This window comes from Campylobacter concisus (assembly GCF_050447485.1).
Taxonomy (GTDB): domain Bacteria; phylum Campylobacterota; class Campylobacteria; order Campylobacterales; family Campylobacteraceae; genus Campylobacter_A; species Campylobacter_A concisus_BQ.
Map to the genome: position 1 here is coordinate 368,721 of NZ_JALMFY010000001.1, position 18,825 is coordinate 387,545.

General features: G+C 37.8%; 17 protein-coding genes and 1 pseudogene. All 18 read right to left on the reverse strand.

The genetic code is table 11. The features are described 5' to 3' along the window. Nucleotides 1-18: 18 nt before the first annotated feature. Complete coding sequence (locus tag MTT29_RS01895; protein WP_429799610.1) at nt 19-846, reverse strand: alpha/beta hydrolase; 828 nt, start codon at nt 844-846, stop codon at nt 19-21. After that, nucleotides 840-2,936, reverse strand: a complete 2,097-nt coding sequence (locus MTT29_RS01900; protein WP_429799611.1) for a TonB-dependent receptor domain-containing protein — start codon at nt 2,934-2,936, stop codon at nt 840-842. The genes MTT29_RS01895 and MTT29_RS01900 overlap by 7 nt, the downstream gene beginning before the upstream one ends. Before the next feature lie 182 nt (nt 2,937-3,118). Next, nucleotides 3,119-3,826, reverse strand: a pseudogene (locus tag MTT29_RS01905) (methyl-accepting chemotaxis protein); the annotation flags it as partial. Nucleotides 3,827-4,377: 551 nt separating this feature from the next. Further along, a complete protein-coding gene (locus MTT29_RS01910; protein WP_196088361.1) occupies nt 4,378-4,878 on the reverse strand; it encodes a PAS domain-containing protein in 501 nt (166 codons plus the stop codon). A 27-nt stretch (nt 4,879-4,905) separates the two neighbouring features. Further along, nucleotides 4,906-6,141: a type II secretion system F family protein gene (locus tag MTT29_RS01915; RefSeq protein ID WP_148824345.1), complete on the reverse strand. Its 1,236-nt coding sequence runs from the start codon at nt 6,139-6,141 to the stop codon at nt 4,906-4,908. Next, entirely contained in the window at nt 6,138-7,889 is a 1,752-nt protein-coding gene (locus MTT29_RS01920) for a GspE/PulE family protein (RefSeq protein WP_087581683.1), read from the reverse strand. The genes MTT29_RS01915 and MTT29_RS01920 overlap by 4 nt, the downstream gene beginning before the upstream one ends. Next, a complete protein-coding gene (locus MTT29_RS01925; protein ID WP_107714731.1) occupies nt 7,889-8,428 on the reverse strand; it encodes a hypothetical protein in 540 nt (179 codons plus the stop codon). Before MTT29_RS01925 ends, MTT29_RS01920 begins: the two co-directional genes overlap by 1 nt. Then, entirely contained in the window at nt 8,425-9,291 is an 867-nt protein-coding gene (locus MTT29_RS01930; protein ID WP_429799612.1) for a CDC27 family protein, read from the reverse strand. Before MTT29_RS01930 ends, MTT29_RS01925 begins: the two co-directional genes overlap by 4 nt. After that, on the reverse strand, nt 9,284-10,111 hold the full coding sequence (locus MTT29_RS01935) for an ATP-binding protein (RefSeq protein WP_103558079.1): 828 nt from the start codon (nt 10,109-10,111) through the stop codon (nt 9,284-9,286). The genes MTT29_RS01930 and MTT29_RS01935 overlap by 8 nt, the downstream gene beginning before the upstream one ends. After that, nucleotides 10,104-11,630 carry a pilus (MSHA type) biogenesis protein MshL gene (mshL, locus tag MTT29_RS01940; protein ID WP_429799613.1) on the reverse strand — a complete coding sequence of 509 codons (1,527 nt, stop codon included), beginning with the start codon at nt 11,628-11,630 and terminating at the stop codon, nt 10,104-10,106. Before mshL ends, MTT29_RS01935 begins: the two co-directional genes overlap by 8 nt. Then, nucleotides 11,608-12,018 carry a hypothetical protein gene (locus tag MTT29_RS01945; protein WP_429799614.1) on the reverse strand — a complete coding sequence of 137 codons (411 nt, stop codon included), beginning with the start codon at nt 12,016-12,018 and terminating at the stop codon, nt 11,608-11,610. Before MTT29_RS01945 ends, mshL begins: the two co-directional genes overlap by 23 nt. Further along, complete coding sequence (locus tag MTT29_RS01950; RefSeq protein WP_012001744.1) at nt 12,018-12,665, reverse strand: hypothetical protein; 648 nt, start codon at nt 12,663-12,665, stop codon at nt 12,018-12,020. Before MTT29_RS01950 ends, MTT29_RS01945 begins: the two co-directional genes overlap by 1 nt. After that, entirely contained in the window at nt 12,662-14,182 is a 1,521-nt protein-coding gene (locus MTT29_RS01955; RefSeq protein WP_012001743.1) for a hypothetical protein, read from the reverse strand. The genes MTT29_RS01950 and MTT29_RS01955 overlap by 4 nt, the downstream gene beginning before the upstream one ends. Before the next feature lie 60 nt (nt 14,183-14,242). Continuing rightward, nucleotides 14,243-15,112, reverse strand: coding sequence for a GTPase Era (gene era, locus MTT29_RS01960; RefSeq protein ID WP_021086219.1), 870 nt, complete (start codon nt 15,110-15,112; stop codon nt 14,243-14,245). After that, a complete protein-coding gene (gene hslU, locus MTT29_RS01965; protein WP_021089127.1) occupies nt 15,109-16,431 on the reverse strand; it encodes an HslU--HslV peptidase ATPase subunit in 1,323 nt (440 codons plus the stop codon). Before hslU ends, era begins: the two co-directional genes overlap by 4 nt. A gap of 8 nt (nt 16,432-16,439) precedes the next feature. Beyond that, nucleotides 16,440-16,973 carry an ATP-dependent protease subunit HslV gene (gene hslV, locus MTT29_RS01970; protein ID WP_021084582.1) on the reverse strand — a complete coding sequence of 178 codons (534 nt, stop codon included), beginning with the start codon at nt 16,971-16,973 and terminating at the stop codon, nt 16,440-16,442. Beyond that, complete coding sequence (rplI, locus tag MTT29_RS01975) at nt 16,974-17,420, reverse strand: 50S ribosomal protein L9 (RefSeq protein WP_103568810.1); 447 nt, start codon at nt 17,418-17,420, stop codon at nt 16,974-16,976. A gap of 24 nt (nt 17,421-17,444) precedes the next feature. Next, nucleotides 17,445-18,668, reverse strand: coding sequence for an argininosuccinate synthase (locus tag MTT29_RS01980; RefSeq protein ID WP_429799615.1), 1,224 nt, complete (start codon nt 18,666-18,668; stop codon nt 17,445-17,447). Nucleotides 18,669-18,825: the final 157 nt, after the last annotated feature.

The following is an 18,825-nucleotide window of genomic DNA, read 5'->3' on the forward strand; positions in this document are numbered from 1 at the left end:
AAAAATAGCCTTAAATTTTTAATCCTTTAGATATTTTAAAAGCTCTTTTAAATTTAGAGGTATGGCGCTGCCATGGGTTTCATTTTTAAAAAGCTCAAAGTGATAATTTACGCCACTTTGCTTTAAAATTTGGGCTAGATCGCTCGCCTTTAAAATGTCAGCTTTGTCAGTTTTGCCCTTTCTCTTTTCAAGCTCACCAACGCTAAGAAAGACAAATTTAGCTTTTAATTTCTCTTTAAATTTACCCTCACTCACGTTTTGCTTTAAAATTTCAGACTCACCCCACCAAAGAGATGGCGAAGCGATAAAGAAATTTGAAAATACGCCATCATTTTTTAGCAAGACATAGAGCGTAAAAAGCCCGCCAAAAGAGTGTCCATAAAGGCTCTTTTGGCTATTTTGCACGTTAAATTTCTCATCAATTAGCGGCACTAAATTTCTAGTTAAAAAGTGGTAAAACGCATCTGCCCCACCACCCTTACTAAACTCCTCGCCCTTCGCCTTTGGCGTGAGATCTCTTGTGCGTTTTTCTACCTCATAGCTTTTGTTGCTGTCATATCCTATGCCTATTATTAGCGGGGCAGCCTTGCCATCAAATTCATTTAAGAGCATGTTAAACTGGGCATTTGCGTCAAGCAAGAAAAGCACATTTTTAACCTCATTTTGCCCCTTTAGCTTGGCTGTGAAAATTTTATAAATTTCATCATTTGCGCTCATTTTAAAGGTCGAAATTTCAAATTTACTAGCGGCTTTTTGGCTAAGTGGCTCAGGCGTTTGGCTAGGTCCTGCGTGCAAAGTCTGCGTCACGCCAAGCGTAAAAAGTAAAATTTTAAAGGCTCTTACCATTTTGCAGCGACCTTAAACCAAAATCTCCTGCCCTCTTGCGGATACCAGTAGTAGTTGCCGTCGTCTGCTAGCGCCTCATCGTATCTTACTTTATCAAAGATGTTGTAGGCATTTAGGCTAAGAGTCAGATGCTTGTTTGCGTCCCAGCTCACGCCTGTATCGAAGGTGAGTAGGTCTTTTGTGTTCTCTCTTACGCTGTTGCCAGCACCAAAATTTACGCTTGTTAGCTTGCTCTCATAGTTTGCGCCAAAAAATGTCTTGACGCTTTTTATAGGCTTATATGTAAGCGTGGCGTGAAGTGCGTGCTCTGGCGTTGCTGTTAAACTTTTGCCATCAAGTCTAGCTAGGTTTGTCTCGCTAAATTTCATAGGGCCTCTTGGCGTGTTTATCGTTGGGTTGCCAGTTTTTATCTTTGACTTATTATAGGTGTAGTTTGAGCTTAAAATTAGATTTGAAAGGATGTCATAGTCGCCACTTAGCTCTACGCCCCAAACGGTCGCACCCTCAATGTTAAAGTAAGTTCCCCAGCCAGGGCAATTAACGTGTGGTGCATTTGTGCAAGTGCCAAAGGCTGGAATTTTATTTACATTACTGCCGTCGGTGTCTAGGATTTTATCTTTAAATTCATTTCTAAAAAGCGTCACCGAGCCTCTAAAATCAGCCTGATTGTCATAATAAGCCCCAACCTCATAAGTCGTGCTCTTTTCTGGTTTTAGATCTTTGTTGCCAAAATCAACTATCCTCCAGCCACCTTGGATAGTGCCTACTTCTGGAGAAATTTGATTGACATCAGGTGTTTTATAGCCAGTCGCTACGCCACCTTTTAGGCTTAGCGTATCTGTGGCGTTATAGACTAGATAGGCTCTTGGCGAGAGGTGGTTACCAAAAAATTCGTTGTGTGTGAGCCTTGAGCCAAGCGTTAAAAAGAGCTTCTCATCTAAAATTTGCCACTCATCTTCGATAAATCCCGCATGTTCGCTCATCGAGTAGGTCTTTGGGTCTTTTAAGCCGTTTCTTGAAGCGTTTGAGACGATAAAGGTTGTACCGACATTTTGCTTACTAAAGTCATAGCCAAAAGTTAGAGTGTGTGCGCCAAAAAATGTTGTAAATTTTGAGTTAAAGTTGTGATTTTTAGCTTTTGCAGGTATGAGGCTGTCAAAAAGGCTACTTCTTTGTGTCTCATCATAAATGTAGCTGATATCGGCATTTAGGCTATCAAATTCGCCAAGATAGCCCACGCCATAGCTCTTTTTCTCGTAGTCATAAGCGTTTAAAACCTTATTTGTCTTTATAGTGGCTGTTTTGCCGACTGTGCGCGAGTAGTCGTGCCTTTCGTTTGAACCAAGGATGAAAAATTTATTGTGTTCATCTGGCGTGATCCAAAGCTTTGCACTCAAATTTCTCTTATCGCTCTTTTGATAGCCGCCTTTGTAATTATCCTCATCTCTTAGCTTTTTGTATCCCCAAAGCTGAAGCGCGAAAAGGTCCTTATAAAGAGGTAAATTTAGATAAAAGTCGCCTTGTCTGCCGTCGCCTATGCCTTTGTGAGTGTTTATCGTGGTTGAGATGCCGACGTTGCCACTAAATTTTGAAAAATCCTTTTTGGTAATGATATTTATAACGCCTCCAACCGCGTCGCTACCATAAAGCGAACTCATAGGGCCACGGATGACCTCTATACGCTCGATAGCCTCAGCTGGCGGGATGAAATTTGAGTTCATATCCCCTGCTCCACCCTTTGGATTTGCGCTGCTTGAATTCACTCTTTTGCCATCAATTAAAACTAGCGTTTGAGACTTCTCCATGCCGCGTATCGAGATACCACTAGCTGGACCATCCTCGCCACCGACAACATTTACGCCTGGCACTTTTTGCGCGATTGAGTGAAGTGAGGTAAAGCTATCTTTTGTAAGCTCATCGCCACTTATCACGCTGATGCTTGCAGGGGCTTCTTTGATTTGCTGCGAAAAGCCACTCGCACTTACTACGACGCCATCTAGCTTAGTTTCGTTGTTCTCTTTCTCTACTGCATAGAGAGAATTTGCCACACAAGCACTAAGGCAAATGGCGATAAATTTTGATCTATTCACGGATATCCTTTTGTTAAATTTAATCATTGATAATGAAAGCGAAACGCAAATTTAACAAAGCAAGCATAAAAACAATATTAATTATCATAATTTTAAATGATAATGTAGAAAAAATTTATGAAAATAAAATTTAAATCAATCTATGAGGAGCTAGACCCAAGTCGAGTCTAGCAAATTTGAAGTTATTTTGAGGCGACCATTTCGTTGTATGAGTTAAATATCTCTCTACTAAGATCTTCGAGTTTTCTAAACTCAGTGACAAAATGTTTTAAATTTTTCTCGTTATAGCCCTTGCCAGCTTCTGTCAAGATGGCTTTGATATTTTTGTTAAATTCATCCACTAAATGGCGTGATTTCTCGTATGTTTTAGTGTGGCTAAAGCTCTTTGCGCACTCATTTTCATACCACGCTACAAGATCGTCTGCGTCTTTTGCTATATCATCGCCGTAACCTTGCTCATTTACAGTGTCTGAATAAACACCCACTTTATAGACGATGATAGCTATCTTTGCGATGATGCCAAAGGTCTTGTCTTCTACATATTTTGATCTTTGGGCTGTCTCTTTTGCATTTTGATTAAAGCTAGCTAAAGTTTGTTTGAAATTTTCGACATTTGCTGTGGCGATCTTTGAAATTTCATCTATCTTTTTAGAGTTTTCATCTATATCTTTGGCTTCTTGCTGAAGTGTTTGGATATTTACGCCGATCTCGTGTGTCGCTTTTTGAGTGTTTTCAGCTAGTTTTCTAACCTCATCAGCAACAACTGCAAAGCCACGTCCATGCTCGCCTGCGCGTGCTGCTTCGATAGCTGCGTTTAGGGCTAGCAAATTTGTCTGCTCAGCTATATCTTTTATCAAATTTACAACCGAAGTGATATCATCTGTTCTGCTATTTAGCGTGCTTATAGCGTGGCTTGAGCCCTCTATCAGCTCTTCAAGCGAGCTCATATTTACGCTTAGCTCATTGATGCTTTGTGTCGTATCCTCGGCGATCTTAGCTGTATCTTGTGCCATGTGTGCCATTTGGCTTAGGTTTTTGATGCTCTCATTTAGATCGTTTCTAACATCTTCTATGCCATCGTTGCCATTGCCAAGCGTGTCAAGCTCTTTTGAAAGCAGGCCTCTTACCTTACTTTTGTGACTATCTTTTATACCAGTTACGCCGTTGCTCATAGAGATGGCATTTTGTTTAAATATACCGCGAAATCCCTCTGTAAAGATATTTCTATATGTTAGTCCGCTTTGAGCAGCGTCTATTGAGGTTGAAATTTCTCTTTGGAGCGCCTCAACTTGATCAAGCAAGTCATTTATACCAAGTGCTACCTCATAAAGAGGGTCATTTTCTTTTACATTTACTATCCTAGGCTCTAAGATGCCGTTTCTAGCTGAGCCCACTACGCTTAAAATTTCATTTATAGAGTCAAGTTTTTTTCCAAACATCATTATAGCCTTTGAAGGTTATTTACAAATTCATCATAACTTATATTTTTTTCTTTTAAAAAATCAGTTAAAAATTTCATCGAAGCATCCATGCCACCGCTCTTTTCTACCGATAACAACTTTTGATATATAGGCTCTATTATCTCAATCGCCTTTGGATTTGGCTTGCGCCTAACTGAGTAGTAGCCAACTGGATTGTTTTGCACATCAAGCGAAGTTGTGATATTTGCAAATACCCAGTAGTACCCACCATCAAAGCTTTTGTTTTTAACATAAGCAAAAATTTCTTCTCTATTTTTTATGCGCTCCCAAAGTAGCTTAAAAACAGCTCTTGGCATATCTGGGTGTCTTATGATGTTATGAGGCTTACCCAAGACTTCAGCTTGCTTAGCTCCAACTATCTTTAAAAATGGCTCGTTACAATACGTAATACGTCCTTTTAAGTCGGTCTTTGAGACCAAAAAGGCGCTCTCTTCAACCATGTGTTCTTTGTTTTCAGACATCTTCTCTCCTTTAAGATTTTAATTATTTTAGTTTTTAACGGCTTTTGATAGATCCCACATCGGCAAAAATATACCAAGAGCTAGTAAAAGCACCATACCTGCTATAAAAACGAGCAAGATAGGCTCTATATAGTTTGAGATGTTATCAATAATATCGTTAAATTTCATCCTGTAATAGTCAGTTACTTTTCCAGTCATATCGTCTAAGCTACCGCTTTGCTCGCCAGCGCTTATCATCTGTATGAGCATATTTTCATATAAATTTGTATCTCTAAAGGCCTCCGTTAGGCTAACACCCCTACCAACAAGTATCTTAACGCCGCTTAGCTTCTTTTTGATATCCTTGTTTGAGACCGTTATCACAGCCGTATCAAGGGCATCTGCTATAGGCAAACCAGCTCGAACAAGCTCTGTAAAGATGAGGTTAAATCTGCTCATATTTGAATAAAATATGATCTTACCAATGAGATAGACTTTCAAAAGGTATTTATCGACCTTATCTTGAAATTCTTCACTATCAAGGTAGTATTTTCTAAGCAAATATCCGATAAATGCAAGTACTCCAAGGATATAAAAGCCGTAGTTTGTCATGACGTATTCGATATTTAGCAAAATTTTAGTTGGCAGTGGTAGCTCTGCATTTAACTGCTCGAAAATTTCTCTAAACTGCGGCACAACAAGTATCATAAGGATGACAAAGGCTATGATGATCGCGCAGATAACGGTTATCGGATAGCGGATGGCTTTTTTAAATTTTTGCTGATTGTCCCAGACCTCTTGCAAGATAGAGGCGAGCTTTGCAAGCGCATCAGCCATATTACCAGTGCTTTCCCCTAGTCTTATCATCGCAAGCGTCACGTCGCCTAGCTCTTCTTTAAAATTTTCTATACTATTTGTGAGGCTTGAGCCTTGATTTAGCTCCTCATCTATAGTCTGAAATATAAATTTAAGGCGCTTATCCTCGGTAGAGTTTGCAACCTCTTTAATGCTATCGTGGATAGAAATTCCAGCATTTGTCATAACGCTAAGCTGCCTTATGGTGGCAACTAAATTTGGGATTTTCACCTTTGGATTAGTAAAAGCCTTTGCGATCACGTTTTGTAAATTTTCAAAGTTATTTATACTAGAAGTTTGCGTCTCTTTGATCTTTACGATCATACCAGTGACATTTGCTTTATCTTTGATCTCGCTTTTATTGTTCGCTCTTAGGCTCATCTTATGGCGTTTACCATTTTGGATGTACTCAACCTCAAAGTATTTCATATCTTAGCAACCCTATAAACTTCTTCAAGCGTGGTTATACCATTTGCTGCTCTTATGACGCCATCATGAAACATATCTATAAAGCCCTCTTCGTAAGCTACGCTTTTAAGCTCATCTTTAGAGGCACCATTTGCAACCATGCTTGCTATATGGTCACTAATAGGTAAAATTTCACTTATCATCTCACGTCCGAGATACCCAGTTTGCGAGCATTGCGGACATCCGACGCTTTTATAAAACTGGTAGTTTTCAGGGACAAATTTCTTAACTTCGTCAAATGCCTTTTGAGATAGAGTGATCTTTTGTTTGCAGTGTGGGCAGAGCTTTCTAACAAGCCTTTGAGCCTCTATGCAAACGAGCGCGCCACTTACTAGATAAGGCTCGATGCCCATATCTATCATACGAGGAAGTGCGCTAATGGCATCATTTGTGTGAAGCGTAGAAAAGACAAGGTGACCAGTAAGTGCCGCTTGTATCGCTATGCGAAGCGTCTCTTGATCCCTGATCTCACCTATCATTATGACGTCTGGATCTTGCCTCAAGATAGAGCGAAGGGCTGAGACGAAGGTAAGTCCAGCTTTTTCATTTACATGCACTTGTTGGATCATATTTAGCTGGTATTCGACCGGATCTTCAACTGTGATGATCTTAGTTTTTACGCTTTTTATATCATTTAGAGCGCCGTAAAGTGTCGTAGTCTTACCTGAGCCTGTTGGACCAGTAACAAGGATGATGCCATAAGGTGCTTTCATGCTCTTTTTAAATTTAGCGAAGTTATCAGGATGCATGCCAAGATCTTCTAAATTTATAATGACCTTTGACTTATCCAAAATTCTTAAAACTATACTTTCGCCGTTTAAGATAGGTAGCGTCGAGATACGAAAATCATACTCTTTGTCTAAAATTTGAGCTGAAAATCTACCGTCTTGTGGGCGGCGGCGCTCTGCGATGTCCATGTTTGAAAGTAGCTTCATACGGCTAACCATCGGCGGATAGATATCTTTATCAAATATAAATGTCTCGCTTAGCATACCATCGATCCTGCTTCTTACGATGCAGTTTGTCTCGGTCGGCTCTATATGGATGTCGCTGGCTCTGCTTTGGATGGATGTTTTTAAGATGATCTCTATTAGCTTTAAAATTCCAGAGTTTTCACTGTTTTGACCTTGACTAGCTGAGCTTGAAAGCTCTCTTCTGATCTCTGTTATCACATCTTTTATGCTCTCATTTAGCGCTAGCTTGCTTATATATTTTTCTATCTGAGTTGGCTGAGCGATGGCAACTTTTAGTAGTTTTCTATTAAATAAATTTTGCACCTTATCTTGAGCCATAACGTCAAATGGATTTTTAAAAGCGACATATACGCTTATCTCATCTTCTTTTACTGGGATCGCGCTATATGTCTTTAGCTGAGCAGTGCTTAGCTTTTCACTGATGCGGTAGTCGATATCGATATCATCAAGGTCAAAGTATAAAACCTTAAATTTCTCGCTTATAAATTTAACAAAAGCCTTTATATCAAGCTCAAGATCGTTTGAAATTTCATCGATATTTACATGTCCTCTTCTGTAAATATCAGACAAAATTTCCATAAAATCTTCATCGTTTATTAAATTTTCATCTCTTAAAATTTTAACAAGACCTTTGCCTTCTTGCTCGCTTATCTGCTTTATCTTTTCTATATCTGATGTGCTTAGTTTGCCGTTTTGTTCTATATTTTTTAAGATTACATTTTCTACATTTTTCATTATCTATACTCTATTTGTGATTTCAGGTCGTTATTTTTAAAAATTTTAAGCACTAGCTTTGGTATTTGTCCATTTGTTGGGCTTATCTCATATCTTGTGTCAGAATTTGGCTCTTCAAAGATAAATGTGCCAAGCTCTTCGACATACTCTTTTTTTACAAATTTATCAAACAAAAATGAAAGTATATAATCACTCTTTGGAAGCCTGATATAGCTTATATCAACGCCATCTATCATAGCGTGAAATAAGAGCTTTTTCTTAAACAAGATGTCAGCAAAATAGGCAGCATTTTCTCTTGATTTTTCACTCTTTACTAGCTTATCAATCGGAGTTGCTAGCCTGTTTAGATCATTCATCTTTATGCAGGCGATGCCAAACATAGAAATTTGCTCTTCGTTATTTTGTGTTTTTAAAAAGTCCTCAACCTTTTGGTTGCAGACTTTTGCGTAGTTTGCGCTATTAAAGTCATCCCTTATCTCAGTTAGACTTACAGCGTAAATTTGACAAACTAAAACCAAAAATAGGGCGATAAATCTCATAACGTTCCATCTCTCATTTTACTTATTAGCGTGTTTATCGAGGCTTTGTTTAAATTTTTATTGTACTCGTTTAGCGCTTTTATGGCGTCATCTTTTTGTTTTAGCTTATATTTTGACTTTGCAAAGATGATCCATGACTCCTCTAAGCTATTATCTATATCGTTTGCAGCAAGCGACCACTTTATAGCTTCTTTGAAATTATTATTTCTAAAATTTAATCTCGCAAGCTCAAGTGCAATAGTTGGATTATTTGTCTTTAAAAATTGTTCTCTTAGCACGCTCTCTTCATTTGATGCTGAAGTTACTTGTATATTTACACGCTTTCTAGCTGGCTTTGACTCAAGATCTATCACTTCATCTTGTGGCACGCTTATACCATTTTGCTCGGTAAGTGGCTCTTCATCAGGGATATTTAGCTTAAGCCAACCTTGTGAGCTTCTTTGCCTTTTTGGGTCATTTTTTAAAGTATCGTTTGTCTCGTTTATCTTTACAACCTCTTCAAGCTTTTTAGCTATCTTATCAGCTAGCTCATCTTGCTTTTTGCCCTCTTCAAATTTAGCCTTAGCAACCTCGCTCTTTTGCTTTAGCTCACTAAGAACGCTTACATTTGTCTCATTTTTTTCTACCATTTTTACTGTGGTTGCATTTTTGGCTAAAACTTTATCGCTTTTATTAGCAAGACTTGGAGCTTTTTCTAAACTTAGAACTATCAACGCAGCCAGCAAAATGATGATAAGCAAAAGCTCGATTATTAAAATTTTAGAGTTTTTGGCAGTAAAAATTTTATGCAAAAAGCCACCATTTTTTTTCTTGTAGCTCTCATAAAGCTTTTCAAGTCTTTGAATTTCTTGTGGTTCAAGCATCGATTAGCCCCGCATCAAGTGCAGCCATGGTAAGTATCATAATATTTGCCTTATCGCCGCTAAGTTTTGAAGGCTGATACTGCTCGTAGTATTCGCAAATTTCATAGAATTTATACATTATCTTATTTAACGTTCTTAAATTTCCACCGCAAAATGAGTAGGCGCACTCGTAGTCTTTTTTATCAAATTTAAGGTATTTATCATAGTTTTTTTGACTAAGCTTTCTTTGCAAGTATATGATGATCTCATTTACATCAGCGCTACTTAGCTCTATACTCTCCCAAATTCTAGTCTGAAAATAATCTTTCGCCAAAATATCTTCATTTTCAGTTTTATGTATCGTAAAAAGAAATTTAAACATCCTAGTATCAGCCATAAGCCTTATCTTCTCGATAAGCTCAGTCGGATAGAGCTGTGCTTCATCTAGGATAACCGTCATTTGATTTTTTAAAATTTCATCTTTGCTGCTAAAGTCTTTTGAATAAAATTTTATAAAGCTCTCAAAGTTGTTTATATCTTCAAGCTTTTTTCCATAAATTTGCTCACAAAGTGCTTCGATAAATGTCGCCTCGCTAAAAAACGGATGCGGAAAAAAGATGAGGCTTTTGTCTTCTTTTAGATCATTTGCGATCTTGTTTAGTAAAAAGGTCTTGCCGCTACCTGGCTTACCATAAAACAAGATGAGCTTTAGTGGCTTTTTTAGAGCTAAAACTATCTTGTTGTAGCAGCTTATAGAGTTGTCTAAATTTACGAAATTTAAACTCTCGTCTTCATCTATAAAAACATCTTTTATATGCGTATAAATATTTTCGTTACTCATAGATCGATTTAGAAAATCCTAGATCTTTTAGCGACTGCTGAACTGGTTTTGGATCTTCAAGATCAACAACTCTTGGTGTGATGACAAAGATAAGCTCAGTAGTTCTTACGCCATCTCTTGTGCTTTTAAAGACACTTCCTATCAAAGGTATGTCAGCTAGAAGTGGCACAGCTGTGTTTTGCTTATCTTTGGTCTGTCCGATAAGTCCGCCAAGTATGATCGTATCGCCACTATTTACCTGAACTACGGTTGAGAGTTTTTTCTGAACTGTATCAGGGGCGATCTCTCTAATGGCTGTATTTTGTGATCTTGTGTCATCTTCTGCATACTTAAAGCTGCTTAAGCTTGGGTTGATGCGAAGCATGATCTTATTGTTATCTGAGACTTCTGGGAGTAAATTTAACAAGATACCGATAAATACAGAGTATTGTTTATAAGTTGTTGTAAGCCTGTTGTTATTGTTATTGTTGCTACCATTATCTGTCTCTTCCATCACGCGGTAGTTTATATTGTCACCAACAGAGATTAGCGCTTGTTGGTTGTTTAGAGTGGTTACTTTTGGACTTGAAACAACCTTTGTTTTACCATTTGTTTCAAGGAAATTTATCATACCATCAAGGCTAAAGTTTAAATTTGCAGCGATATTTAGTGTGCGGCCAAAGCCATCGCTTAAGCTGTTGCCCTTGTTTGTCCAGCTTGCACTTGAGCCGGTGCTAGAGCCTTGGTTGCCTATATATGAGTTAAATCCAAGCTCAAATTTACTCCAATCAACACCTTGTTTATACTCATTATTTAGATCAACTGCGATGATAGAAACATCGATAATGACTTGTTTTTTAAGTCTTCTTTGCATCTCAGCTATATATTTTTCAACACGTTTTAGCTGTGATGGGGTAGCTGTAACCGTGATAAGTCCAGCATTTTGGTTTATGATAGGATCTGGCGCTGTGATGTGCTCACTGCTATTGTTTAAGATAGCTTTTAGCTCAGCATCAAGCTTCTCCCAGAAGTCAAATTTCTCAGTTGTTCTTATCAAGTTATTTTCATTTTTTATATCGCTCGAACCATTATCGCTACTTGAACTATTGCCTACCTCTGATGGAGAGGCATCAACAGAAGCTTTTGTAATGGCTGTGCCTTCACGGATAGAGGTTATATAGTCTATTTTAAAAATTTTCGTTTGAAGCGATGAGATTTTTAAGACATTATTTAAAAACTCATAGCTTAAATTTTTTTCGTTTAAAAGCAGATCAAAGACCTCGCTTAGGCTCATATTTCTTATATTTACGCCAAAGACTTTATCATCAAGCTCTTTTTTGCTATAAGCATCTTTTGCAACGATACTAAAATCACACATTTCAGAGAGCTGGTTTAAAACATCTCCAAGACTTATATCGTCTGTGATCTTCATGCTAAAATTTTTACTCAAGCATGTGCTTGGTTTTGCCATCATAGGAGTAGCTAAAAATGAAGCCAACGCCACAGTTATAATAAATTTACTTAATTTTGATACCAACATTTTTACTTCCATTTTTAAGAGTTAGTTCTTGTTTTTCATCATCTTTTACGATGATAACCTTGCTATTTTGAACGCTTGTGATGTTGTAATCATCAACCATATCTCCCACTTTATACCACTTGCCATTTATATTTGCTTTATTTAGCAAAATGGCCTTTAGCATAAACCCACTTGCAGAAGAGTATTTTGTAGTGTTTTGATCGCCTTTTGGAGCAACTGGCAAATTTAGCTTGAAAGGATCTTGCAAGCTAGAAATTTCACCGCTATTAAGCCCTTTTCTTTGCTCTTTTATCTTAACAAAAACTTCATCATAGTTTTTCATCTCGCCTTCAAACTCACTGCCAAATAGACCAAGAGATAAAATTAAAAATAAGCCAAATTTTTTCATCAGTACTTCATACCCCACACTGAGATAGAGAGCTTAGCTCCTAGATCTTTTTGAGTGGAATTTATATCCATTTTGTGAAGATCTACTACGAGTTTTGACTCTTCAAGTCCGTTTATATAGCTAAGCATATCTTTAAAATTTCCAAGACAAGTGACATCTATATTTAAAATTTGCTCTATCTTTTGGAAATTTGGCTCTTTTATATCGCTTTTAAGCTCTAAAATTTTTATATTATTTTGCTTTGCTAAAAGCACAATACTATCTATATAGTTTGCCCAGTTTTGATTGTCAAAAAGCAAAAAAGAAAGCTCTTTAAGCTTTGAATCAAAATAGGTATTAAATTTCAAAATATTCGTGTAGCGAAGTTTTAGATTACTTAAATTTCTATTTTCTTCATTTATCTTAAAATTTCTATCGCCATCAGGAGAGCTTACTGAGGCTAGATAGTTTCTGGTGTTTTCTAGCTTTGTAGAAATTCTCGTATGTTTATCAAGCTTTTCATCAAAGAAATTTTGCGCAGGATCAAAGCATAGCATATAGACAAGGTAAGCTATGATAAGCGCTGAGCCAAGAAAAATGAGGTTTGTTTCGTTTGGCTTTTTGCTATCAAAGTATTGATCTATTTTGCTTAAAATATCTTGTCTCATTGTCTAATCTCTATGCTTATATTACTTTCATACTCGTGTTTAGCGTCATCTGAGCGAATTTTTTTAGTATTTACCAAGTATTTTTCATCTTTGCTGATATCTTTGATCAACTGGGTTATCCTTTTTTCATTATCACTAACCGCAGTTATGGTCAAATTTCTATCGTTATTTACGATGTTTGTGATATGAACTGCGTTTAGATTTAAAATATCGGTAATTTTAAAAAGATTTAAACCCTTCATAGCGTAATTATCTTTTTTATTTTCGATCTCAGCAAGCAGACCTTTTCTGAAATTTAGCTTTTCATTCTCTTTTTGAGTTTGCTCTTTTACTGCCTCTTGTTCTCTTGAAATTTTAGCTAGCGTCTCTTTTATCTGCATCTCTTGGGCGTTTAGGACGCTATATTCGTCATTTAGCCTTGCGCTATCTTTTTCTAAAACAAGACCAGCTATGTAGTTGTAAGCTGGATATAACATACTTAACACAAATGCCGCAGCGCAAGTGAGCAAGAATTTACCACTTTTTCTTTTAACAAATGGATCTGGACGAAGCATATTTGAGAGGTTAAAGTTCTCATAAAATGGCTCTTTGGTATAAAATCTACCATATAAAGCCATAACGTTATAACGCTCGTTGATAGTATAGTTTTTGTTGTTTATCGCAACTTTTATGTTTATATACTCTGCATCCAAACCAAGTTTGGTTGAGATAAAATTTGCAAAATTTTTGATCTCATAGTCACAATCTATGTAAATTTTCTTTATAGATATGCCATTTTGGCTATTTATAATATTTAATATATCGTTAAAATAAAAAATATAATCTTCAAAAACTGTGTTTAGATCGTAGTTAAAGCCATCATCATCTTTATTTACAAGTCCTCTTTGAGACAAAACTTCAATAAATTTTTCATCACTCAAGCGATCGCCGCTTTGCTCTAAGAATTTATCTTTAAGGTAGTTTAGGTTATAGCGGATTTCTCTAGCTGTAAAAAAATCACCATCTAAATATATACTTAAAAATGATTCATCTTTTCTAAGCGCGATAAAGCAGTCTGCTTGAGTGCTAGGAAGCAAGCCTTTTTTATAAATAGCAGAGTAGATCAAAGGCTCAGGCGCAAGATAGTCGATATATGGGACTTTTTTTGCAACCGCTTTAAAGGTCGAATTTATATCTTCATTTGTGATAGCAAAAACAGTAAAAATTCTCTCTTGAGCTTTTGTAGAGCCTTCTGAGAAAAATATCTTATTATCAAGTGCAGGATCTAGTGAAAGCTCTGCATAGACCTTTGAATAAAGCTCCTCGTAAAGGGTGTCGTTATCAACGCTTCTAGGGATAAAAATAGTTGTTGTTTTTAAGTCTTTAAATTTTATGTATGAGATGAAAAAGTCGCGTTTATTGACTGTTTTTGAAAAGTTAAAAGCTTCTACATTGCTGTTGTGATAACGAAATCCTTTATAGTCATACGGATCTAGTGCGACTATAGAAATTTCACTATTTTTTTTAATATTCATCATGAATCAAAAGACCTTCCTAAACGCTTATATTTGGTATTTTAATATCTTTAAAATAAAAAATCAATAGCCGATTATCTGATTTAGGCTCTTTTCTTCTTTGCTCCAGCCTTTTTTAACGACTACATCGAGCTTTAAAAAGACCTTTGTGTTGGTTAAATTTTGTATTAACTTTCTTGCAAAAATTCCTATTCGTTTAATAGTTTCACCATTTTTCCCGATGATCATACTTTTATGGATATCACGCTCTGTGATGATGCTCGCATAAATTTCAGTTATACCTGTTTTTTCTTTTACGCTTTTTATGATCGCGTCGCTAAGATATGGTATCTCGTCGCTTAAATTTTCATAGATCGCTTCAAGTATAAATTCTCTAAAAATTTCCTTCTCGTTTGTCGGCGTAAGAAATTCTGGATCATAAAAGTACTCATGCTCTGGCAAAAGCTTGCAAATTTCATCAAGAAGCGGCTTTTTATAGGTAGGCTGCTTGGTACTAAAAGTAAGCAAAGCTGCAAATTTATCTTGAAATTTCTGATACTGAGTGATCTTTTCAAGCACTTTTGCATTTGAGCTCTCATCGACTTTTGTTAGCACTAAGATATGCGGTTTTTCTGGATTTAGAGCTAGAAATTTCTCATAGTCGCTTGTATCATCATGGATAGGCGCTAAAAATACGATGAGATCGCAGTCTCCCATCGATTTTATAGCTTGGCTGATTAGTAGTTGATTTATCGCCTTGTTGCTCTCGTGAAGTCCTGGCGTGTCGGTAAAGATGATCTGATCTTCGCCATTCATCACGATGCCATTTATCTTTCTGCGAGTTGCATTTTGCTTGTGCGAGACAATGGCGATCTTTTCGTTTAGTAGCGCATTTAAAAACGAGCTTTTGCCAGCATTTGTGCGTCCTATGATGCTAACAAAGCCTGATTTCAAAGTATGTACCTCGCTAGATCTTGATCCTCAACCACGTCTTTTAGGCGCTCTTTTACAAGCTCTTTTGTCACATTTATCTTCTCACCGCTCTTTTCACTAGCCTCAAAGCTGATATCTTCTATCACGCGCTCGATCACCGTGTGAAGGCGTCTAGCGCCGATATCTTCCATCTTTTCATTTGCTGCGTGAGCGATCCTTGCTATCTCTTTTATCGCTTCATCGTCAAATTCTAGCTCGACGTTTTCAGTTGAAAGAAGCGCGATATATTGTTTTAAAAGCGAATTTTTTGGCTGAGTTAAAATTTGATAAAGCGCATCCTCATCAAGACTATCAAGCTCGACCCTTAGTGGGAAACGGCCTTGAAGCTCTGGGATGAGATCGCTTGGTTTGCTTATATGAAAGGCGCCAGCTGCGATAAACAAAATGTGATCTGTCTTTAAATTTCCAAATTTGGTATTTACATTTGAGCCCTCAACGATAGGTAGCAAATCTCTTTGCACGCCTTCTTTGCTTGGGTCTTGCCTGTTTGAGCTACCTGAGCCAACGGCAACCTTATCGATCTCGTCTATAAAGATAATACCCTCGTTTTCAGCTCTTCTTAAAGCCTCAGTTTTTACACTCTCAAGATCTAAAATTTTATCATTTGCCTCGCTTTGAAGGGCTTTTTTAGCGTCTTTTACCTTCATCTCTTTTTTGATATTTTTGCCACCGATGCCAATTATCTTTATAAAGCTCTCTTGCATCTGCGCCATATCAGGTGGCACATTTGAGCCAGCTTCAAGCGGGTTTTGCTGCACCTCTATCTCTATACTTAGCTCGTCAAGCTCGCCATTTCTTAGCCTATTTAGCATTTTTTCATAGCTCTTTGCATATTCTGCTTGCTTCTCTTCGCTCGCACCTTTTGGAAGTGGCGGAAGTAGCTTTGAGACGATCTTTTCTTCGATGTAGGCATTTATCTTGTCTTGGTTTTTCTCGCTTTGCTCGTTTTTTACGAGATTATATGATGCCATAGCAAGGTCTCTTACCATACTTTCAACATCACGACCAACAAAGCCAACCTCAGTATATTTACTAGCCTCGACCTTAATAAAAGGTAGCCCCATCATCTTTGAAAGGCGCCTTGCGATCTCGGTTTTACCAACGCCAGTTGAGCCGATCATCAAGATATTTTTTGGCATGATGTCATCTTGCAAGCTCTTTTCAAGCTTCATGCGGCGGTAGCGGTTGCGAAGTGCGATCGCTATGATCTTTTTAGCGTCCTTTTGACCGATCACGTAGTCATCTAAAAATTTAACAATTTCTCTTGGTGTTAAGTTCATTTTCTCTCTTATTCTAAAACATAAGTTTTGATGTTTGTATTTGTATAGATGCAAATTTCGCCGGCGATCTTAAGGCTCTCTTTGACTAGTTCCTCTTCATCGATATCGGCAAATTTATCTAAGGCACGGGCTGCTGAAAGTGCATAGTTGCCGCCGCTTCCGATAGCTGCTATCTTGCCATCTTCAGGTTCTACTACATCTCCAGTGCCACTAAGTAAGAAAATTTTATCCCTATCAAGCACAAGCATCATAGCTTCAAGCTTTCTTAGATACTTGTCTTTGCGCCACTCTTTGCTAAATTCTATCACCGCCTTTAGCAAGTCGCCCTTTGTATGCTCTAAATTTTTCTCAAACATATCAAAAAGGTTAAACGCGTCAGCAGTGCTACCAGCAAAGCCAGCTAGGACTTTGCCATTGTGAATTTTGCGGATTTTTACAGCATTGCCTTTTAGCACGGTGTTGCCAAAGCTCACCTGTCCGTCGCCGCCGATGACTGATTTGTTTTTGCCTTTGTAGGCCAAGATGGTTGTCGCATGAAACATCTACTCTCCTTGCACATCAACCTTAAGGCTCGCATTTATCGAGTGTCCAAGCTTTATAGAAACATCATAAAGACCAACTGCTTTTAGGTGCGTGTCTAGGTCGATAGCCTTTTTCTCAACTACCAAATGATGCGTCTTTTCAAGCTCTGCTGCGATCTCCTCTTTTGAAACTGAGCCAAAAAGCGAGCCATTTGCGCCAAGAGTTTTCTTGACGACGACTGTCACTTTTGCAAGCTCTTCTTTAAGCTTTTCTAAATTTGCGATCTCATATTTTAGCTCTTCAGCCTTTCTTTTTTGAGCTGCCTCGTATTGGCGAAGGACATCTGGAGTGGCTGCTTTTGCAAAGCCTTTGCCGATCAAGAAGTTGTTGCCGTAGCCATCTTTTACCTCTTTTATCTCGCCAGCTTTTCCAAGTCCTTTTACATCTTTTATTAATAATACTTTCATTTTTGTCCTTTTTAAAATTTATTGTTAGTCAAATTTTCGCCCATTTTTGCGTGCGATTATAAAGCGAAGTGCATTTAGTTTGATAAATCCCTCCGCATCTTTTTGGTCATAAACGCTGTCCTCTTCAAACGTGCAGTACGCCTCACTAAATAGATTATCATCTTTGCTGTTTCTACCAAGGATGATCACATTGCCTTTATAAAGTTCAACTTTAACAGAGCCATTTACGTGCTCTTGGCTCTTGTCGATAAGTGCTTGGAGCATATTTCGCTCAGGTGACCACCAGTAGCCGTTATAAACTAGCTCGGCATATTTTGGCATGATCTCATCTTTTAAGTGAGCTGCACCGCGGTCAAGCGTGATGCTCTCTATCACACGATGTGCTTTTAGCATTATCGTGCCGCCTGGTGTTTCGTAGCAGCCGCGGCTCTTCATACCAACTGAGCGGTTTTCTACGATGTCAAGTCTGCCGATGCCGTGTTTTGCACCAAGGCGGTTTAGCTCGGTTAAAATTTCAGCTGGGCTCATTTTTTTGCCGTTTATGCTCACTGGATCGCCTTTTTCATAGCCGATCTCTATGATCTCGCTCTTATCTGGAGCATCTTTTGGGCTTACTGTCCATCTCCACATATCATCTTCTGGTGCGTGGCTCGGGTCTTCAAGTACTAGGCCTTCGTAGCTTATGTGGAGTAAATTTGCGTCCATTGAGTATGGGCTTTTGCCTGGTTTTTTGGTGATATCTATGCCGTTTTTCTCAGCGTATGCCAAAAGTTTTTCACGGCTGTTTAGATCCCATTCGCGCCATGGAGCGATGATAGTTAGATTATCACCAAGCGCGTAGTAGCCAAGCTCAAAGCGAACTTGGTCGTTGCCTTTGCCTGTTGCTCCGTGGCTCACGCCGTCAGCACCAACAAGTCTTGCGATCTCGCTTTGGCGTTTTGCTATTAGTGGGCGCGCGATTGATGTGCCAAGTAGATATTCGCCCTCATAGATGGCATTTGCTCTAAACATTGGAAATACATAATCACGTACAAATTCTTCTCTTAAGTCTTCTATAAAAATATTTTCAGGTTTTACACCAAGTGCTAGGGCTTTTTTACGTGCAGGCTCTAGCTCTTCGCCTTGTCCGATGTCAGCTGTAAATGTGACTACTTCGCATTTGTATTCGTCTTGAAGCCACTTTAAAATAATACTTGTGTCAAGTCCGCCTGAGTATGCTAAAACAACTTTTTTTACATCTTTTTTCATAGCTGTCCTTTTGTTGAAATGGTCGTATTTTAGCCTAAATTGATTAATCTTTAATAAATTAATCTATTAAATAATGTAAGTAAAATTTTATTTTTCTGATAGTTTTTGTCTGCGAAAATTACAAATTTTAGTTTAAGTGAGATTTGCTTGCAAATTT

Coding starts and splice junctions, on each gene's coding strand:
- MTT29_RS01895 (WP_429799610.1), bottom strand. CDS start 846: ATGGTAAGAGCCTTTAAAATTTTACTTTTTACGCTTGGCGTGACGCAG.
- MTT29_RS01910 (WP_196088361.1), bottom strand. CDS start 4,878: ATGTCTGAAAACAAAGAACACATGGTTGAAGAGAGCGCCTTTTTGGTC.
- MTT29_RS01915 (WP_148824345.1), bottom strand. CDS start 6,141: ATGAAATACTTTGAGGTTGAGTACATCCAAAATGGTAAACGCCATAAG.
- MTT29_RS01920 (WP_087581683.1), bottom strand. CDS start 7,889: ATGAAAAATGTAGAAAATGTAATCTTAAAAAATATAGAACAAAACGGC.
- MTT29_RS01925 (WP_107714731.1), bottom strand. CDS start 8,428: ATGAGATTTATCGCCCTATTTTTGGTTTTAGTTTGTCAAATTTACGCT.
- MTT29_RS01930 (WP_429799612.1), bottom strand. CDS start 9,291: ATGCTTGAACCACAAGAAATTCAAAGACTTGAAAAGCTTTATGAGAGC.
- MTT29_RS01935 (WP_103558079.1), bottom strand. CDS start 10,111: ATGAGTAACGAAAATATTTATACGCATATAAAAGATGTTTTTATAGAT.
- mshL (WP_429799613.1), bottom strand. CDS start 11,630: ATGTTGGTATCAAAATTAAGTAAATTTATTATAACTGTGGCGTTGGCT.
- MTT29_RS01945 (WP_429799614.1), bottom strand. CDS start 12,018: ATGAAAAAATTTGGCTTATTTTTAATTTTATCTCTTGGTCTATTTGGC.
- MTT29_RS01950 (WP_012001744.1), bottom strand. CDS start 12,665: ATGAGACAAGATATTTTAAGCAAAATAGATCAATACTTTGATAGCAAA.
- MTT29_RS01955 (WP_012001743.1), bottom strand. CDS start 14,182: ATGATGAATATTAAAAAAAATAGTGAAATTTCTATAGTCGCACTAGAT.
- hslU (WP_021089127.1), bottom strand. CDS start 16,431: ATGAACTTAACACCAAGAGAAATTGTTAAATTTTTAGATGACTACGTG.
- hslV (WP_021084582.1), bottom strand. CDS start 16,973: ATGTTTCATGCGACAACCATCTTGGCCTACAAAGGCAAAAACAAATCA.
- rplI (WP_103568810.1), bottom strand. CDS start 17,420: ATGAAAGTATTATTAATAAAAGATGTAAAAGGACTTGGAAAAGCTGGC.
- MTT29_RS01980 (WP_429799615.1), bottom strand. CDS start 18,668: ATGAAAAAAGATGTAAAAAAAGTTGTTTTAGCATACTCAGGCGGACTT.